The 16,389-nt window shown below is 38.2% G+C and carries 17 protein-coding genes; 7 read left to right on the top strand and 10 right to left on the bottom strand.

Annotated elements, in window-relative coordinates:
* Positions 1 to 329 precede the first annotated feature (329 nt).
* Together PQ474_RS07760 and PQ474_RS07755 are read left to right on the top strand one after the other, a co-directional pair.
* Positions 330 to 1,412 carry a GerAB/ArcD/ProY family transporter gene (locus PQ474_RS07760; RefSeq protein ID WP_273841596.1) on the top strand — a complete coding sequence of 361 codons (1,083 nt, stop codon included), beginning with the start codon at positions 330 to 332 and terminating at the stop codon, positions 1,410 to 1,412.
* Between the two features lie 67 nt (positions 1,413 to 1,479).
* Positions 1,480 to 2,709: a GerAB/ArcD/ProY family transporter gene (locus tag PQ474_RS07755; protein WP_273841593.1), complete on the top strand. Its 1,230-nt coding sequence runs from the start codon at positions 1,480 to 1,482 to the stop codon at positions 2,707 to 2,709.
* 1 nt (position 2,710) lies between these two features.
* Here the strand turns inward: PQ474_RS07755 and PQ474_RS07750 are convergent, their stop codons facing one another.
* Positions 2,711 to 3,886: a Ger(x)C family spore germination protein gene (locus PQ474_RS07750; protein WP_273841591.1), complete on the bottom strand. Its 1,176-nt coding sequence runs from the start codon at positions 3,884 to 3,886 to the stop codon at positions 2,711 to 2,713.
* Positions 3,883 to 5,490: a spore germination protein gene (locus tag PQ474_RS07745; protein WP_273841589.1), complete on the bottom strand. Its 1,608-nt coding sequence runs from the start codon at positions 5,488 to 5,490 to the stop codon at positions 3,883 to 3,885. The genes PQ474_RS07750 and PQ474_RS07745 overlap by 4 nt, the downstream gene beginning before the upstream one ends.
* Positions 5,491 to 5,719: 229 nt before the next feature.
* On the opposite strand from PQ474_RS07745, the gene galE reads away from it, so the two are divergent.
* Positions 5,720 to 6,727, top strand: a complete 1,008-nt coding sequence (galE, locus tag PQ474_RS07740) for a UDP-glucose 4-epimerase GalE (protein ID WP_273841587.1) — start codon at positions 5,720 to 5,722, stop codon at positions 6,725 to 6,727.
* A gap of 46 nt (positions 6,728 to 6,773) precedes the next feature.
* Here the strand turns inward: galE and PQ474_RS07735 are convergent, their stop codons facing one another.
* Positions 6,774 to 6,944 (bottom strand): Fur-regulated basic protein FbpA, encoded by a 171-nt coding sequence (locus PQ474_RS07735; protein WP_273841585.1) that lies wholly within the window; start codon positions 6,942 to 6,944, stop codon positions 6,774 to 6,776.
* A gap of 243 nt (positions 6,945 to 7,187) precedes the next feature.
* Here PQ474_RS07735 and PQ474_RS07730 point away from each other — a divergent pair, with 243 nt between their 5' ends.
* Positions 7,188 to 8,009 carry an endonuclease/exonuclease/phosphatase family protein gene (locus tag PQ474_RS07730; protein ID WP_273841583.1) on the top strand — a complete coding sequence of 274 codons (822 nt, stop codon included), beginning with the start codon at positions 7,188 to 7,190 and terminating at the stop codon, positions 8,007 to 8,009.
* Positions 8,010 to 8,107: 98 nt separating this feature from the next.
* Here PQ474_RS07730 and PQ474_RS07725 read toward each other — a convergent pair whose 3' ends face one another.
* From PQ474_RS07725 to PQ474_RS07715, 3 genes are all read right to left on the bottom strand, one after another.
* Entirely contained in the window at positions 8,108 to 8,350 is a 243-nt protein-coding gene (locus tag PQ474_RS07725; RefSeq protein WP_273841579.1) for a hypothetical protein, read from the bottom strand.
* A 79-nt stretch (positions 8,351 to 8,429) separates the two neighbouring features.
* Positions 8,430 to 10,037: an ATP-binding protein gene (locus PQ474_RS07720; protein ID WP_273841577.1), complete on the bottom strand. Its 1,608-nt coding sequence runs from the start codon at positions 10,035 to 10,037 to the stop codon at positions 8,430 to 8,432.
* Between the two features lie 215 nt (positions 10,038 to 10,252).
* Complete coding sequence (locus PQ474_RS07715) at positions 10,253 to 10,429, bottom strand: hypothetical protein (protein WP_273841575.1); 177 nt, start codon at positions 10,427 to 10,429, stop codon at positions 10,253 to 10,255.
* Between the two features lie 298 nt (positions 10,430 to 10,727).
* On the opposite strand from PQ474_RS07715, the gene PQ474_RS07710 reads away from it, so the two are divergent.
* Positions 10,728 to 11,864, top strand: a complete 1,137-nt coding sequence (locus PQ474_RS07710) for a S8 family peptidase (RefSeq protein WP_273841573.1) — start codon at positions 10,728 to 10,730, stop codon at positions 11,862 to 11,864.
* 133 nt (positions 11,865 to 11,997) lie between these two features.
* On the opposite strand, the gene PQ474_RS07705 is transcribed toward PQ474_RS07710, so the two are convergent.
* The 4 genes from PQ474_RS07705 to PQ474_RS07690 form a co-directional block, all read right to left on the bottom strand.
* Positions 11,998 to 12,153 carry a hypothetical protein gene (locus PQ474_RS07705; RefSeq protein ID WP_273841571.1) on the bottom strand — a complete coding sequence of 52 codons (156 nt, stop codon included), beginning with the start codon at positions 12,151 to 12,153 and terminating at the stop codon, positions 11,998 to 12,000.
* Positions 12,150 to 13,397: a helix-turn-helix domain-containing protein gene (locus PQ474_RS07700; protein WP_273841569.1), complete on the bottom strand. Its 1,248-nt coding sequence runs from the start codon at positions 13,395 to 13,397 to the stop codon at positions 12,150 to 12,152. Before PQ474_RS07700 ends, PQ474_RS07705 begins: the two co-directional genes overlap by 4 nt.
* 158 nt (positions 13,398 to 13,555) lie before the next feature.
* A complete protein-coding gene (locus tag PQ474_RS07695) occupies positions 13,556 to 14,071 on the bottom strand; it encodes a YsnF/AvaK domain-containing protein (RefSeq protein ID WP_273841568.1) in 516 nt (171 codons plus the stop codon).
* Between the two features lie 93 nt (positions 14,072 to 14,164).
* Positions 14,165 to 14,644 (bottom strand): YsnF/AvaK domain-containing protein, encoded by a 480-nt coding sequence (locus tag PQ474_RS07690; RefSeq protein WP_273841565.1) that lies wholly within the window; start codon positions 14,642 to 14,644, stop codon positions 14,165 to 14,167.
* Positions 14,645 to 15,027: 383 nt separating this feature from the next.
* On the opposite strand from PQ474_RS07690, the gene PQ474_RS07685 reads away from it, so the two are divergent.
* Together PQ474_RS07685 and yunB are read left to right on the top strand one after the other, a co-directional pair.
* Complete coding sequence (locus PQ474_RS07685) at positions 15,028 to 15,516, top strand: dihydrofolate reductase (protein ID WP_273841564.1); 489 nt, start codon at positions 15,028 to 15,030, stop codon at positions 15,514 to 15,516.
* Positions 15,517 to 15,596: 80 nt separating this feature from the next.
* On the top strand, positions 15,597 to 16,364 hold the full coding sequence (gene yunB / locus PQ474_RS07680; protein WP_273841562.1) for a sporulation protein YunB: 768 nt from the start codon (positions 15,597 to 15,599) through the stop codon (positions 16,362 to 16,364).
* Positions 16,365 to 16,389 lie beyond the last annotated feature (25 nt).

The raw sequence follows: 16,389 nt of genomic DNA, 5'->3' as shown, positions 1-16,389 counted from the left end.
GCTTTTTCGTACTCTAATCTCTGCTTATTTTAGTTTGCTTAACCGTTAGTAACGAGGCTGTAATAATAGGTGAAAAGGTTATAAAGGTTCAAGATTATGGCTAACCTTCTAGTGGAAGATATTATAACGCTACTTATTTAATATTCAAAAAAAAGTTTACTCTTTATAAATTGGAGTCAGGAAGAGACTTCAGTTAGCTTCTAAATAGTCTTTCTAAAAGCGTAGCGTAATCATTTTTATATGGTTAAAAAGAGATTGAACGCTAATTAATGCTTAAAGAGCCTCACATATTTCGATGAACCAAATGAAATTTTAGGGGATATGAATCAATGATCCGTATTTCAAACACGCAGTTGTTTTTTCTTATTTTGTCCTTTGAAGTTGGGAGTACAACCCTGTTTGCCTTAGGAATAGGCGCGGAACGAGATGCTTGGATTGTGGTGGTAAGTGCCACGCTTATTGGGTTAGGCCTAGCATGGGTCTATACCGAAATTCCCACATATTATCCGAATCAAAATTTCTCTGAGATATTAAATGCGGTAATAGGAAAAAAATTAGCTATCCCTTTGCTTCTTTTATTTGGTTTATATTTTTATAGTCAGGCCAGTCATAATTTTTATGAATTTGGTGTGCTTATTCGTTTGACTGCTTTACCGTTAACTCCACTTATGTTGATTCTTTTTCTATTCATATTAGTCATGATTTATATTTTAAGTTTAGGGTTTGAAGTATTTGCGCGAACATGTGAAATTTTAGTGCCGTATCTCCTCCTATTTTTAATAACGGTCTTTATCTTAGCTTTGTTTTCAGGGCAATTTGATTTTGATGCGTTGTATCCTACTTTGGCAAATGGCGTGCAACCCATTTTAGAAGAGTTACCTCGAGTAATCGCTTTTCCTTTTGGTGAAATGGTTGTATTTCTAATGTTTTGGCATTATGTGAAAGATCAAGATAAGATACGAAAAACAACCTTTCTTGCTGTGGGATTATCAGCATGTTTACTCATGATCTCCTTGATTGTCATGTTATCGGTTTTAGGGCCGAAGCTAACAGCAAACGCTGAAATCCCATTATTAGAAACCATCTTAGCCATTAATATAGCAGAAATAATCACGAACTTAGATAGTATTGCCGTGTTTATCATGTTCATCGGAGGGTTTTATAAAACCACCTTACATTTTTGGGGATTTTGCTTAGCGGTGACGTGGCTGTGCAACGGTAAGAAGGGGAAGTGGATACTAGTCATTTCCGGTCTGCCACTGCCACTGTTTTCAAACTATCGTTTTCAAGGGTTCGATGTACAAAGGTGGATAGGAACTGAAATGGGTATTAAAACGATTCTACTATTTTCTTTTCTTCCTGTATTAATTTTATTGATTATTTTCATGAAAAATAAAGCAATTAGAAGATAATTGTTTCAGTAATGGAATATGGAAAGTGCAGAACAAACTCTAATCAATCATTAAGGAGCCTGAATCAATGGTACGTATTTCAAACACACAATTATTTATGTTGATTGTGGCCTTTGAGGTTGGTAGTACAACTTTGTTTGCCTTAGGTATAGGAGCTGGACGCGATGCTTGGATCGTTGTGTTACTTGCTGCCCTTGTAGGATTTTGTTTATTGTGGGTCTATACGGAAATTCCGAAACATTATCCCGATAAACATTTTTCAGAGATCCTAAATGATGTTTTAGGAAAAAAACTTGCCGCAATTATGCTTTTTCTTTTTTGTTTATACTTTTATAGCCAAGCTAGTCACAATTTTTATGAATTTGGTAGGCTAATCAAAATAACGGCATTACCACTAAGTCCTCTTCTGCTTATATGGTATTTATTTATCCTAGTAGTGATTTATATTCTTTGTTTAGGGTTTGAAGTTTTGGCTCGCACATGTGAAGTACTATTACCGTACCTTTTGTTCTTTTTAGTTACAATTTATATTTTCACTTTATTCTCAGGACAATTTGACTTTGATGCCTTACGACCAGTGCTAGGAAATGGGTTCCAACCAGTTTTAGAATCACTTGCTTATACTGTTGGTTTTCCGTTTGGGGAGATGGTTGTATTTCTAATGTTTTTGCATTTGGCAGAGACAAAGCAACTCATTCGTAAAACGGTCTTTCTGGCTGTTGGTCTATCAACCGTGTTACTAATGATCTCATTGATTATCATGATATCCGTTTTGGGTCCAGAACTAACCGCAAACTCCGAAATCCCTTTATTAGAAACGATCTTAACCATTAATATAGCAGAGATCATTACGAATCTAGATAGTATTGCTGTTTTCATTATGTTTATCGGAGGGTTCTATAAAACGGCCTTGCACTTTTATGGATTTTCTCTAACGGTGACTTGGCTATTTAAAAGGTTAAAACTAAAATCGGTTATGATTATTTTTGGCCTTAGCCTGCCGCTATTCGTACATTTCCGATTTCCGACTTTCGCTCATCAAAGGTGGTATGGAGAAATGAGTGCAACCTATATGATTCCGTTATTTGCCTTCCTTCCCGTCTTACTGTTCATAATTATGATTATGAAAAAGAAAAAAAATCCTCCTCATGAAAGGAGAATGATGATGCCAGACATTCTTTCTGTTATAAAAGAAGATCTATTATCCGGTATCCTGCTCGTAGGAGGGAGTCTGTATGCAGCAGTCTTAGTGCTTGTCATGCTCTATCATACAGTGACCCTCCTATTTAAACGGTAACTTATTGAGCAGGCTCAAAAGGACTTTGCAAAAGCATGGAACTCGGAATCTCTACATCTGCATTTATCGTGTACGGAACATGAGCAAATGTTTCACTCCAATTGTCTTTTACGTTCTGCCAAACCTTAGGGTATTCTTTTTCTAACGCTCGTCCAAAGCCGAAAATATCCGATTGAAACTCTTTTTGTGCTTTTTCTACGACCAGATGAATTTCATCTTCTATGAGTTTTTGATTTTCTTCTTCAATAAGCTTCAAATAATCAACATGTTGTTTTCGATCTTCAAATGGTCCAACCGTGGCTTGCTGTGCGGTTATTCTGCCTTCCTGATAGACGTCTATCGTAAAGGAGATTTGGTCATTACCATCAACTTTTGGTTTAATCTGAGCACTTACATCACGTACTTCTACCGTTACAAACTTTCCCTCTTCAAGTAAGGATGGCAGAGAAATGGCTCCGGTATTGGCAGGACCTTCTCCCTTTATCCAATTATATCCTCGTATCTCATTTTCGTTCAAAAAGCCCTTTAATTGATCTTTTTTAAACACAGCTCCTCCTGTAAGTTTGACACGTTCATAAGGTTCGGTATCTATCGATTCAATCGTTAGAACCCCTGCTACTGGATCGATTCCTTCACCCAATGTCTGCTTAAAGTAATTTAGAATGTTAATGGTAGCGGCACCTTGTTCAGCATTATTGATCATACTTTGTAAATACATAGCAGGAATCCGTGCGATATTGTCTGACTTAACACCTAATATTTCTTTTGCATCAACCCCTTTAGCAATACAAAGCCAAACATGTCCTCTGATTTCTTTTCCTCTTTTGAATGAGTCTATAATGGGAAGCAACCCTTCTCTAGCTAATTCTTCATTAATGATAACGACTTTATTATGGGCAAAGAAGCCATGTCGATCGGTGGTTTGGTTAGAATTTCTTTTTGCTTCAAAAATTGTTTTACCAGTGTGACTTACTAATAAATAGGGCCGCTCTGGACTGGGTGTTTGCGTACTTTCTGCAGCAGGCCTTAAAAATTGGGAGGTTACCTCATACTCGCCTGTATCTGGATCCTTATCAATCGCCATTGCGGCAACGATCCCAATCTCGGTTAATTCATTTCGATCCCAGCAACCTGCTAAGAGAAGAACTAGAATGATGGACAAAAAGATCTTTTTCAACTTTTATCCTCCTCTGTCATCGTAGGATTTTGGGGCTTATTTTGCTGGCCTTCTTGTCTTTTCGACGTACTCCAAGTCAGAGACTGAGGTCTTGATTGAAAGGACCATAATGGCAGGCGAACAATGGCATCCTTCCACTCACTCCAAACAATGGGGGCCATTGGAGTTAAGTAGGGAGTACCAAAAGAACGTAAGGAACACATATGACCTAATAGGATAAGAGTTCCCATCAAGATCCCGTAAAAACCAAAGATTGCTGCCATAATAAGAAGGACAAACCTAGCTAAGACGGCAGCATCAGTTAAGGCTGATACAACAAAACCACTAATAGCTGTAAGTGCGACTACAATTACCATCGGTGCACTTACAAGTCCAGCTTGTACCGCTGCTTCGCCAATGACTAACGCTCCGACAATACTAATAGCCGAACCAACTGGCCTAGGCATTCGAACCCCAGCTTCTTTAAGTAATTCGAAAACAAGGATCATGATAAAGGCTTCGATAAAGACAGGAAAGGGCACTTTTTCTTCAGCTGCAGCCATTGTAATCAGTAGAAGAGAGGGAACCATTTCTTGATGATAGGTAGCAACGGCGACAAAAAGAGCTGGTGTTCCAACCGTTAAAAATAAAGCTAGCACTCGTAACAGCCTCATCATTGTAGACAAAAAAGGCCTGGAATAATAATCTTCTGGTACTTGTATGGATTCAATAAATACATTTGGTACGGTTAATACAAAAGGGGTACCGTCACAAAAGATCGCAACCCGGCCCTCTAATATTTTTGCAGCTACTTTATCAGGTCTTTCACTATTTCCAACGGTCGGAAAAATAGAATACGGATGGTCTTCAATAAATTGTTCAATATAACCAGACTCTAAAATCACGTCGGTTTCAATGCGCTCGATTCGATTTCTAACTTCATCAACAATTTTGGAATCGGCAATGTCATTGATATAGGCAATGCGAATTTTTGTTTTCGTTTGTTTACCAACCTGCATGTCTTCAAAAACTAAATTAGGATTATTAATCTTCCGCCGAACTAAAGCAGTATTGACCTTTAGAACTTCATTAAACCCTTCACGAGATCCTCTAACACTTGACTCTGTATCAGGTTGTTCTACGCTTCTGGCCTCAAATCCTTGAGTGCCAACGGCCAAAGCAGAAGCATAACCATCAATAAAGATAACCGTTTCTCCTGTTAGTACACTAGTAAAAACAGCTTCTATGGTGTTAATTTCTTGCATCGTCGATGTGCTTATCATTCGTTTTTTTATGAGGGCTAACACGTCTGCAGACAAGTTAGGATCCGTTTCTTTGACATAGTTAGGTTCCATTAATGGCTTAACAATATATGAATTAATAGACGTTTCATTAACGAGCCCATCTAGAAAGCAAATAAATACTTTTGTAGATGTACGAAAGTAAATGTCAAACTCTCGAAATTTGATATCATTGCTTTGCCCTACGATATTTTTTAATTGAGTTAAATTTTCATTTATATCCTCAACTAATTTTTGATCTAGGTTTTGACTAACCTTGGTTTTATTTTGCGAAGATGATTTTAAGGACTGGATCTTTTTAGCGTATCGGAACTTTCTAAGCATTTTCGATTCCTCTTTCACACCGAATGATTCTTTATATTCTCTGTAGTAACAAGAAAAAAATACTAATGATATGTAAAGGTTGGACTAGTCATAAAGTCACATCTTCTATTAAATTTAACAGATATATGGTAAAGTAAGAGAAATATGCTGGAACCTTTATAAGGTAATGTTACTAGTATGTGTTTAAACGCCTAAATATTTATTTACTAATGATCAGGAGTGATTTGAATTGATCCTTGTTACAGGTGGAGCAGGATACATAGGTAGTCATACTTGTGTGGAACTACTAGATGCCGGATATGAGATTGTGGTAGTGGACAACTTTTCGAATAGTAAAATGGAATCGATTGAACGCGTCAAAAAAATAACCGGAAAAGATTTTGCCTTTTATGAAGTTGATCTTTTAGACAAGGCCGCACTTGAATCCGTGTTTGTCGAAAATAAAATCCAAGCGGTCATTCATTTTGCGGGTCTGAAAGCAGTAGGGGAGTCAGTGAGCATTCCGTTATATTACTACTACACAAATGTAACAGGTACTCTCGTTCTGTGTGAGTTGATGCAAAAGTATGGTGTGAAGAAAATCGTGTTCAGTTCTTCTGCAACTGTCTATGGTATGCCTGAACGTGTGCCAATTGTGGAAGATTTCCCTCTTAGTGCGACAAACCCATATGGTCGAACGAAGCTGATGATTGAAGAAATCCTGCGTGATCTTTATGTGTCTGATTCAGAGTGGAGTATGGCTTTGTTACGCTATTTCAATCCAATTGGTGCGCATGAAAGTGGATTGATTGGTGAGGATCCGAATGGGATTCCTAATAACTTAATGCCATTTATTACCCAAGTAGCTGTTGGGAAATTAAATGAGTTAAAGGTATTTGGTCATGATTACCCAACAGTTGATGGCACAGGTGTGAGAGATTATATTCACGTTGTTGACCTCGCTAAAGGACATTTAAAGGCAGTTGAAAAAGTGATGAGTTCAACAGGCGCTCATGCATATAATCTTGGAACCGGTAATGGGTATAGTGTGATTGAAATGGTTGAGGCGTTTGAAAAGGCATCAGATCGAAGTGTTCCTTATCAGATTGTCGAAAGAAGACCAGGGGATGTGGCGATTTGTTATGCAGACCCAGCAAAAGCAAAGAGAGAGCTTGGCTGGACAGCAACGAAGGGTATTGAGGATATGTGTGCAGATTCTTGGAGATGGCAAAAAAATAACCCAAATGGGTATGAATAAAAGAGTGTAAGCCTGTGTTCATTAGGTCACAGGCTTTTCATGTGTATTATAATGAACAAAACGTATCAAGATCATCGATTGTCGAACAGATAAAGCTTTGAAGTTCGGATTCAGATGCTTCATATAATTGGCGACCATCAGGCATTTTAAAATATTGATGCTGTAAAAGGGTATCGATAATTTGCTCCTTATCGAATTCAGAAAGTGTTGCAGACATAACGTCACTCCCTTTAATCATAATAATGTAAGCGGTTACAATATTAATTGTAATCGATTATAGAAGCGCTGTCAATCAAAGAGCTGACCAAAAGGAAATTAAATGGTATTTTTAGCGTAAAAAAGGAAAAAAGCCCTAAGGAAGATAGGTTTGGATTATTTTACCTCCCACTTAACAAAGGAACTCTATTCAAAATATTCTGATTATATAGTATGATGAATGAAAAGTAGGGAGGGGCTATAAATGGTCAAAAAGGATTATCTTTTCATTATGATCTCATTAGGGATATCGGTGCTTTTCCTTGTGAGCGAGCACGCACATCATAAAAAAACGTACACGTGGGATTATAATCAAGAGATAAATGTAGGAAACGGAAAAATGATAACGGTTTCAACTTTTAATATGCAATATGGAAAAGGGACCGATAATCGGGTTAATTTGAATCGAACGATAGAGACCTTAAGGGAATTAGATGCCGATATCATTAGTCTACAGGAAGTAGAGAGAAATAGTGTGCGTTCAAACTTTAAGGATCAGGTAACGGTGATTGCTGAGAGCCTTGGGATGAATGCTGTATTTTCTCCATCTTTATCATATCCTGGCCTTTACTACGGAAATGCGATTCTTTCTCGTTATCCCATACAAGATACGATGACCCTTCCTTTCTCAAACAGAGTAGAAAACCGAAGTGCGATTTTAGCGAAACTGGAGCTAACAGAAGGACAATCTATTTATGTTCTTAATACTCACCTAGGTTTAAATCAAGAAGAAAGGCTACAAGCGATTGATGAGATTCATCAAAAACTTAGTACACTTAATCACCCGATTATTTTAACGGCCGACCTTAATTCTCTTCCTGTGCATAATGAATACGTGGCATGGAGTGACTTATTAGCAAAAGCGAATGAAGGGACTCCGATCCAAACGTATCGACATAAGGATTGGCAAATCGATTATATTTTTCACAGTCGTGATTTCATTGTTAGGCAAACGACAGTAGTCGAAAGTGAGGCTTCGGATCATTTTCCAGTTACAGCCATGCTTCTGCTAAAAAGAGAGCAGTAAAAAAACTAAAAAAGAATGCAAAGGCTCTGCCTGCTGCCTCGTTTTCAGGCTACTCGTTGCAAGCTGAAAGCGAGGCAAGGCTCTGCTCATTGCATTCTTTATTGATGCTCTTGGGAAAGTTCGTCAATTAATTGTCGGGAACGCTTGGCATTGCCTTCTGCAAAATTGACTAGCCGATTCTTTAATACATCGTTATCATGAATATGCTCGGCAAGCATTAAATAAGAGCGCATCATTTCCTCTTCTTTGTCCAGGTTTGTCTGCAATTGGTGCATAACCTTTTCTGGTGTTAACGCATCTTCTCTATCTCCATCACGATCGTAATCTAAATCATGGTTCATTCGTATCACCTCTGTTCCATAGTTTAGACAAAAGGTAAAAACAATAACCACGTTTTTCGGCTCACTTCAATTTTTCCTGTTATTTTCGAAGGGAAATGGCAAAAGTCGTTCCTTGATTTTTAGTTGACGTCACTTCAAGCTTTCCTTTATGACCCTCGATAATTTGTTTACAAATGGATAAGCCTAAGCCTAAGCCATTTTCTTTTGTCGTATAAAATGGGTTAAAGGCGTTAACCACTTGAGAGTCGCTCATTCCTTCTCCGTCATCCTCCACGTTGATTTGAACATACTCCATCGATTCAATGGTTGTTTCAGAAAGGGTAATCTTAATGTTGCCGTCTTCGGCGATTGCTTCAATGGCGTTTTGGATCAGGTTCATCATAACTTGTTTGATTTGCGATTCGTCGATCGGTAATGTCACATCTCGAGCAGAAACAAGCTCTATATTTACATTTGCTTTGCTGGCTTGACTCTCTAATAAATAAGTCATTTCTTTGATGAGATCGGTGATATTACAAACTTTCTTTTCCTTTGTACTTGGTTTTGCCATTAAAACAAATTGATCGACTAAGCTTTTCATTCTTTTAAGTTCGCTTGAAATGATGTTTAGGTGCTTTTGGGGGAGTGTTTTCTCTTCATTTTTCTCCAAAAGGTTCATAAAACCGATGACGGATGTAAGCGGATTTCTGATTTCGTGTGCAAACCCAGCGCCGAGCTTTCCTAATACCGATAATTTTTCCGCTGCGATCACTTGTTTTTGGAGCTCGATCCGAACAGAAATATCTTTAAATTGACCGAAAGCGCCGATGAGTTGTTGGCTTTCGTCAAAAATTGGCAAAGCGTCAAATAAACAAGTCTTCTTCTCTCCATCATCTAATGACGGAAATGTAACCTCTAAGTTCTCAAACTTTTGCCCGCTTTGTAGTACTTGTTTCATGTAAAAGCTAATGGGTGCTAATACATCAATAGGCTGTTTGATTGCATCTGCTTTCGTTCGGCCAGTCATTTTTTCACCGACAGAGTTAAATTCAGTGATGAGACCGTTTGTATCCGTCATTACGATGGCACTTCTAGTGGAGTCGACTGTAACTTGATGGAGGATATTTAGACGCTTGTTTTGTTCTCTAATCTTGAGTTCTCGTTCAATCGTATCTACAGCAGAGGATAACAATCCTAAGTGAAAGGAACTAGCATAATCTATTGTCGTCATGATCGAAAGGGTTCCTCTTGTTTTCTTTGGAGCGTGATACGAGAAAGGCGCGGTAAAACAAGCGACTGATTGTAAGCAATAATGGTAATGATCTGTCCCAATAAGTTGGACAGGCTTATCCAGTTTTAGCGCGAGCGAAAGAGAATTGGTTCCAACATCTTTTTCGACAAATAAGGAGCCTTCGTGTATTCCAAGTGTATGGACTTGGTTTTCAATCGTTTGATCTCCATACATTTCAAGTAGGTAACCTTCGTCATCTGAAATCAACACTAACGTAGGAGTGCCTTCCATGAACTGAAGGAGTTTTTTTACAAAATGTCTGGAAACGGTTAAGAACTCTTGATATTCTGTCTGTTTTTGAGAAAGCACGCTCTTTATTAAATTAGATTTTGGGAAAGGGATATCGTTACGATCTAACCCATGTACATACTCACACGTATGATGGGATTCTTCGATATAGAAAGGTATTTGCTTCATCCAGTTCTCCTTGCTGTAGCCAGGAACATCAACTACACAAATAATCGCTTGCATAAAAAGTCGTATTTTGTCTAATGCCCTAAAGATATCATAAATTTACTTCTGGTGCTTCATAAATTTTTGTAGGGTACTAACTTTTTTATGGGATTATTTATAGTGGATGAAGCTTATAAAGAAAAACCTATCCTCTATATAGATGGAGGATAGGGAGGGGGTCAATCGGAATTGGCGCGATCGGTCATTCTCCAGTTAATGAAACCGAGTGCGACAAATAGAATAAATAAGAATATATAAACTCGGTTGGACCAATTTCCTATACCGGTAAAGGCTAAGAAAAGCCACAGTAGTGAGGCAACAAAATAAATGATGCTGCCAACTGGCATTCTTTTCATGTCGGACAACCTCCTTTAGACAACGTAAACGAAACCATTATGTTTACTAGTTATGTTACCCCAATAGTCATCAAGCTAATCTTAAAGCTCGAGACAACCAAATGGATTCAAAAGTTTTCCCAATACAAAAGAAAAATATTTTTTGTTAAGGTTAAAGCACCAAGTAAGTATTGGAATTTTGAAAAGGGATGTGATGGATGATACGAACCAAGCTAGTTAAACACATACTTGATCCTTAGGCCTTACTTTTATTAGCTATCTATTAAACTGTTAAAATGAGCATAGGAGGAACTACTTTATGAAGAGATTCTTATCCGTATTTTTCACCTTAGTACTGTTATTCAGTTTAGCGTTCCCAGGAGCAGGTTTAGCACAATCTCCACTTAACGTGAAAGAATATTTAGTTCAGTTTAATGGACCTGTAGATAAAGGGTTATTAAAAGCATTTGGAGTAAAAGATCAAGATATTATTTACCAATACAACTTGCTTCCTGTTGTCCATTTAGAATTAAGTGACAAACAGGCTAAGGGGCTATCGAATAATCCTCATATAAAATACTTAGAAGAAAACGCCTCGGCTGAAGCTTTTGGTCAATCTGTTCCATGGGGGGTCCCACACGTACAGGGGACATCTGTACATTCAAGTGGAGTGAACGGGAATGGAGTGAAGGTTGCGATTCTCGATACCGGGATTGATCGGAGTCATGAAGATCTTTCGGTTAATGTAAAAGGTGGCTTTTCCGTCTTTGATGATGCAGCCAATAGCGATCCATATTATGATGGCAGTGGTCATGGTACCCATGTAGCAGGGACGGTGGCTGCAGTGAATAATGATCTAGGTGTTTTAGGAGTTGCCTATAACGCAGATCTCTATGCGGTGAAAGTGTTAAACAATGATGGGAGTGGATCATATGCTGGGATTGCAAGAGGAATCGAGTGGTCTGTTCAAAATGGAATGGACATCGTAAATATGAGCTTAGGAGGGTCTACAAGTTCGCAGATCTTAGAGGAATGGTCTGATTTAGCTTATGCTGAAGGAGTATTGTTAATTGCAGCGGCAGGAAACAGTGGTACGCGTCCAGGTAGAGGCGACAATGTCGGATACCCTGCTAAATACGACTCGGTCGTGGCCGTTGCTGCCATTGATCAGAATAACCAAAGGGCTACGTTCTCAAGTACAGGTCCTGCAGTAGAGATTTCAGCACCAGGAGTAAGTATATTAAGCACAACTCCAAACAATGGCTATGCTTCTTACAATGGAACATCAATGGCTTCACCTCATGTTGCTGGAGTGGCGGCACTTGTATTGGAAAACAAGTCTCATTTAACGAATGTTGAGGTTCGTGAATTGCTTCAAACAACGGCTCAGAATTTAGGAACAGCTACTCAATATGGATACGGGTTAGTACAGGCAATGGATGCGATTAATCAGTAATAAGAGGGTGAATCAAAAGGCAAATAGCCTTTTGATTCACCCTTTGGTAATGGGCGTATGCTGGTGATGAGCATTTTTACGTTGAAAAAGCCTGCTATAGATTCCCTATAACAGGCTTAGAATGAGTAAGCATTTAGTTTGGTGGGTGTATAGGTTCTGGTGATAATGGCTCGTTCTCATATCCTTGTTTCCATTCAAAATCTGCTGCAGCACTTAAGTTCGTTAAATCCCCTGTAGCACCTAAAGCTATAGCTAATGATAAAGTTAAGGTGAAAATGGTTTTCTTCATTGGAATTCCTCCTTTTGCAAATTAGATATATATTCGTTATAATAGTCATTCGCTTTTTCAATATGACCAAGGGTTTGGTGGTGTTTGGCAAGGTCAAGAGCTGTTATCATCATTTCCTCGATATGATGATGTTTCTTTAAAAAAGGAAATAACTGATTTTCTATAAAGTCATACATCTCATTATGAGATGTGAGTTCATACTCAAATTTCTGAGCTAATAAAGCATATTTTTTTAGATTAGTAGAGTGACTATACTGGAGGACTTCCTTAATATGTTCTCGGATCTCACTCGGGTCTTTTTTTAATTTAATAAGAATTTCAATAATAGCCAGTAAACTTAGGATATGGTGCTGAGAGCCTTTATTAAAAACCGTTATAGCTTCATTAAGATAATGTAAGGCCTCAGTGAAATGATTCTTTCGAAGGAGCAATAAACTATAATTATAAATAATTTGATGATAAAGGTTGTCTAATCTTAGTAATCTCGTATTTCTGAGCAATATTTTATAGATATCGACTCCTTCGTTGTACAAGCCAAGCCTAGCATAGTTTATGCCGAGTATCATTTGGGTATGTACAGTGCGAATGAAATTATTCTCCTCTTTGTAGTAGGTGAGAGCCTTTTTTGCATAAGTTACCGCTTTTTCAGGATGATTGAGGACACTAAAACACAAACTAATTTGATAGAACAAGTCACGAATAATAAAACTGCTTATACTCATTGATTTTAAAGTAAGGAAATGGTCTCTCGCTTCAACCATTTTATTCTCATCGAACAATAATAATCCGATATTAAATGAAAAAAGTAATTCCTCCAAAGGGGAGAGGTTCGCTTGCAGTTTTTCAAGAACTTTTCTGTGTTCTTTGGCTTTTCCTAGGTTTTTAGTAAAAGAGTAATACCTCATCATATAAATATGATACAAATGAATTAAATCAGTTTGGGCGTAAAGCTCTTCTCGTTCCTTTAATTTCTTGCCATATTTATGAATGCTTTCAAGGTCATAATAGAGAATGGCTTCGACAAATTCATCTAAGTCTGTTTTTAAGAGTTGATACTTTTCGTACTCCTGAGAAAGATCGATTCCTAACTTTTCTAATAATAGGAAGGCGGTTGCTTCGCTTGCACGGTAATGATTATTTTCAATCTTACTTAAATGCGGTACCGAGCAAATTCCTTCTGCGAGTTGTGATTGGGTTAAATGCTTTTTTAGACGATAATACTTAATCATGGGTCCAATATTCATAGCATCATCCCTTCTTATTTTGATTGCCCATTATAATAGTACTAAAAATCCGACGATAGTTGACCATCTTTTATAAAGAATGGTATTGGGAAAATTTTGTTGGACTGGTTATTAATAAAAAGTTCCAAAACCTAAAGTGGTCTTAGAACTTCTTAGATTTATTGTAGTTTCTCATCGTCTTCTTTTACCACATCTGCATCACCCTCGACTTCAACGTGAGCCGTTTCTTTCTTTACGCTTGCTCTAACTTGCTCGACCTCTTCTATTTCCCGTTTCGATATAGAAACCTCATTGAGTTTAACAGGATGTTTACTAAATTTAATTTCTTCCTCTTTCAGTGGAATGCGGATTTCTTCTTCATCGCCTGCTTCAATGACCATCTCCTCGCGTCTGATAGGCACCTTGAACGTTTTTTCCTCTTCTACGACTTCCCTATGGACCTTGACTTCACCTGTTTGTATACGTTCTTTTTTAATATCGAGCTGTTCTTCTTTCAATTGAAGGCTTTGTACCTCTGATTCGTCTGTGCTTTTTTCGATGTTTCTTCTTGAAAAGAGGGCATAGCTAACGCCACCAGCTATGGCTCCTAAAACGAGTCCTGCTAAAATTGAAAAATCCATTAGCCAGCCAAGAATGCTTCCAATTATGGCTCCAATAAAAATAAATTTTCCCATTAGGACCTCCTGATTCTTTTTTCTTAGTATGTCCGACACAGAGAAAAATATGAAAAAAACCTACTTAACTTTTGTTAAGTAGGGTAGGACATGTTAGTCCTCTCTGATAATATCTGTTTCACCGTGAGTTTCCACTTCGGCGACTTCTTTATGAAGGACGTCGCGGACTTGCTCAGTCTCTTGAACAGAACGCTTATGAGCTTCCACTTCTCCCGTTACAACCGTATACTTATCAACATCGATACGTTCGGCTGTAACAGGGATGTGAACCGTTTCCTCTTCTGTAATCGGTTCATCTGTCGGCTCATGGTCAACTGCTCTTCTCTCGATAACGACTTGATCATGTGATACGGGAACGTTGACAGCTTTCTCTTCTTCAACGATATCTTTATGAAGAACGACGTCACCTGTCTCCACACGATATTTGTCAATATCTAACTCCTCTTCACGAAGATCAAGATGAGCGTCCTCAGATGCAAACTCGGTGTCTGTAACTCGATCTACCTCACGTGCCTCTTTACGATTTTTCCTTTGAGTTTCTTCTTCTTCGTTAAACAAATCAAAAAAGCCCATTCTGAAAAACCTCCTAAGAAAATGTGATCAATCGTCTTACAAGATATATCTTAACCTGATTGATCGAAACTATTCTTTGGAATAATGTGACTGTAAAGATAGCCTTAGTAAGGCTATCTCCTCTCTCCGTAAGATTAGTTCACAGGTTAAAATTTTTAGTCATTTCATCCATGACGTGGTTCATGACAAATTGGGTTTAAGATGTAAATTCTTTAAGGAAGCTGCTTCTAGTGGATGTATCTGCGTAATTCTCGTGTTATGATCCGAAATCGACGGCTTATGATCCCATACACATAATTAATAATTCAAAACCGATCATTTATTATCCAAGCCTTAATGTGATACGATATGTGCAAATACATATCACTAAAGGAGTCGGTACTATGATCTCATTTGTTGTAGCAATGGATCGAAATCGCTTGATCGGGAAAGAGAATCAGCTGCCGTGGCATTTGCCGGCAGACCTAGCTTATTTTAAAAAGGTAACAACAGGACACACGATCGTCATGGGAAGAAAAACGTATGAATCGATTGGGCGTCCTTTGCCAAAAAGGAAAAACGTAGTCCTTACAAGAAGCGAAGGATTTGAAGCGGAAGGATGCGAAGTCGTTCACCACGTTGAAGATGTTCTCAAAATGGCCAAGCAGGAGGACGAATTTTTTGTGATTGGTGGAACGCAAGTATTTTCTCTGTTCTGGGAGCATGTCGATCGTTTATATGTGACTTACATTGATGAGACGTTTGAGGGAGATACCTATTTTCCTGAAATAGATGCAGACAGTTGGGAGCTAGTATCTGTTGAACATGGGTTCGTTGATGAGAAAAATCGATATCCTCATGAATTTCGCTTATATGAGCGAGTGAATCACTAAAAGTAAAAATGTAAGAACTTCATTTTTTGGTCAAACGTCCTCCTTTGTTGCATATAAATGTGATGAAGGGGGATTTCAACATGAGAGCACCTAGAAAACGCAGACCCCAGTCTCGAAAAGGTCCGCTTCCATTTCGTTATGTCATGCTATTATCATTTCTTATTTTTGTTGTGTTAACGGTCCAAGGTTTGTGGATTATCGAGAAGGGGATCAGACCTACCTTAATGCAAATTGCCACAACGGAAACGCGAGTAATTGCGACGAAAGCAATCAATGATGCGGTTTCCAAAAAAATTGCGTCCGACCTTGATCAAGATGAACTATTTATCGTTCAAACAGATCCAAATAATGTCATTACCTCAATCCAGTTTAATACACAGATTTATAACCGAATTTTATCGGAAGCGACAAACCGTGTGCAGCGCCATTTAAAAGCGATTGAAAATGGAGAAGCCTTCGATGTTTCCATTGATGCAGAACATGAACCAAGTTTAACGACTGAAGGAGGGATTATCTACAGCATACCGCTAGGGCAAGCAACGAATAATGCCTTACTTGCTCAGTTAGGTCCGCAGATCCCTGTTCGTTTTTCTGCGATTGGGGATGTGAAGACAGATTTAAATCTAGATGTAAAAAATACAGGGATTAATAATACGACGATGTCTGTCAACTTTGATGTCATTGTCGATGCGAAAATTGTTATTCCATTTGCTACGAATACGGAAGCCATTAAAACAACGGTTCCAGTAGGGCTTGTGAATATTCAAGGTCAGGTGCCTGAATATTACTCAGAAGGTGGGGGCATGATTCTTCCAGCGGGGCAATCATCAGGTGGTGGAGGAAATTAACATTGTCAACAGTATGAAAACATGG

The organism is Halalkalibacter alkalisediminis (assembly GCF_028610705.1).
Classification (GTDB): Bacteria; Bacillota; Bacilli; order Bacillales; family Bacillaceae_D; genus Halalkalibacter; species Halalkalibacter alkalisediminis.
This window is presented reverse-complemented; position numbering and strand designations above follow the sequence as displayed.

What these genes read in the sequence shown, in the direction of transcription:
- PQ474_RS07725 (WP_273841579.1), bottom strand. Translation starts at nt 8,350, where the DNA reads ATGAACCATGATTTAGATTACGATCGTGATGGAGATAGAGAAGATGCG.
- PQ474_RS07685 (WP_273841564.1), top strand. Translation starts at nt 15,028, where the DNA reads ATGATCTCATTTGTTGTAGCAATGGATCGAAATCGCTTGATCGGGAAA.
- PQ474_RS07690 (WP_273841565.1), bottom strand. Translation starts at nt 14,644, where the DNA reads ATGGGCTTTTTTGATTTGTTTAACGAAGAAGAAGAAACTCAAAGGAAA.
- PQ474_RS07745 (WP_273841589.1), bottom strand. Translation starts at nt 5,490, where the DNA reads ATGCTTAGAAAGTTCCGATACGCTAAAAAGATCCAGTCCTTAAAATCA.
- PQ474_RS07705 (WP_273841571.1), bottom strand. Translation starts at nt 12,153, where the DNA reads ATGAAGAAAACCATTTTCACCTTAACTTTATCATTAGCTATAGCTTTA.
- PQ474_RS07755 (WP_273841593.1), top strand. Translation starts at nt 1,480, where the DNA reads ATGGTACGTATTTCAAACACACAATTATTTATGTTGATTGTGGCCTTT.
- PQ474_RS07735 (WP_273841585.1), bottom strand. Translation starts at nt 6,944, where the DNA reads ATGTCTGCAACACTTTCTGAATTCGATAAGGAGCAAATTATCGATACC.
- PQ474_RS07695 (WP_273841568.1), bottom strand. Translation starts at nt 14,071, where the DNA reads ATGGGAAAATTTATTTTTATTGGAGCCATAATTGGAAGCATTCTTGGC.
- PQ474_RS07715 (WP_273841575.1), bottom strand. Translation starts at nt 10,429, where the DNA reads ATGAAAAGAATGCCAGTTGGCAGCATCATTTATTTTGTTGCCTCACTA.
- yunB (WP_273841562.1), top strand. Translation starts at nt 15,597, where the DNA reads ATGAGAGCACCTAGAAAACGCAGACCCCAGTCTCGAAAAGGTCCGCTT.
- PQ474_RS07730 (WP_273841583.1), top strand. Translation starts at nt 7,188, where the DNA reads ATGGTCAAAAAGGATTATCTTTTCATTATGATCTCATTAGGGATATCG.
- PQ474_RS07710 (WP_273841573.1), top strand. Translation starts at nt 10,728, where the DNA reads ATGAAGAGATTCTTATCCGTATTTTTCACCTTAGTACTGTTATTCAGT.
- PQ474_RS07760 (WP_273841596.1), top strand. Translation starts at nt 330, where the DNA reads ATGATCCGTATTTCAAACACGCAGTTGTTTTTTCTTATTTTGTCCTTT.
- PQ474_RS07720 (WP_273841577.1), bottom strand. Translation starts at nt 10,037, where the DNA reads ATGAAGCAAATACCTTTCTATATCGAAGAATCCCATCATACGTGTGAG.
- PQ474_RS07700 (WP_273841569.1), bottom strand. Translation starts at nt 13,397, where the DNA reads ATGAATATTGGACCCATGATTAAGTATTATCGTCTAAAAAAGCATTTA.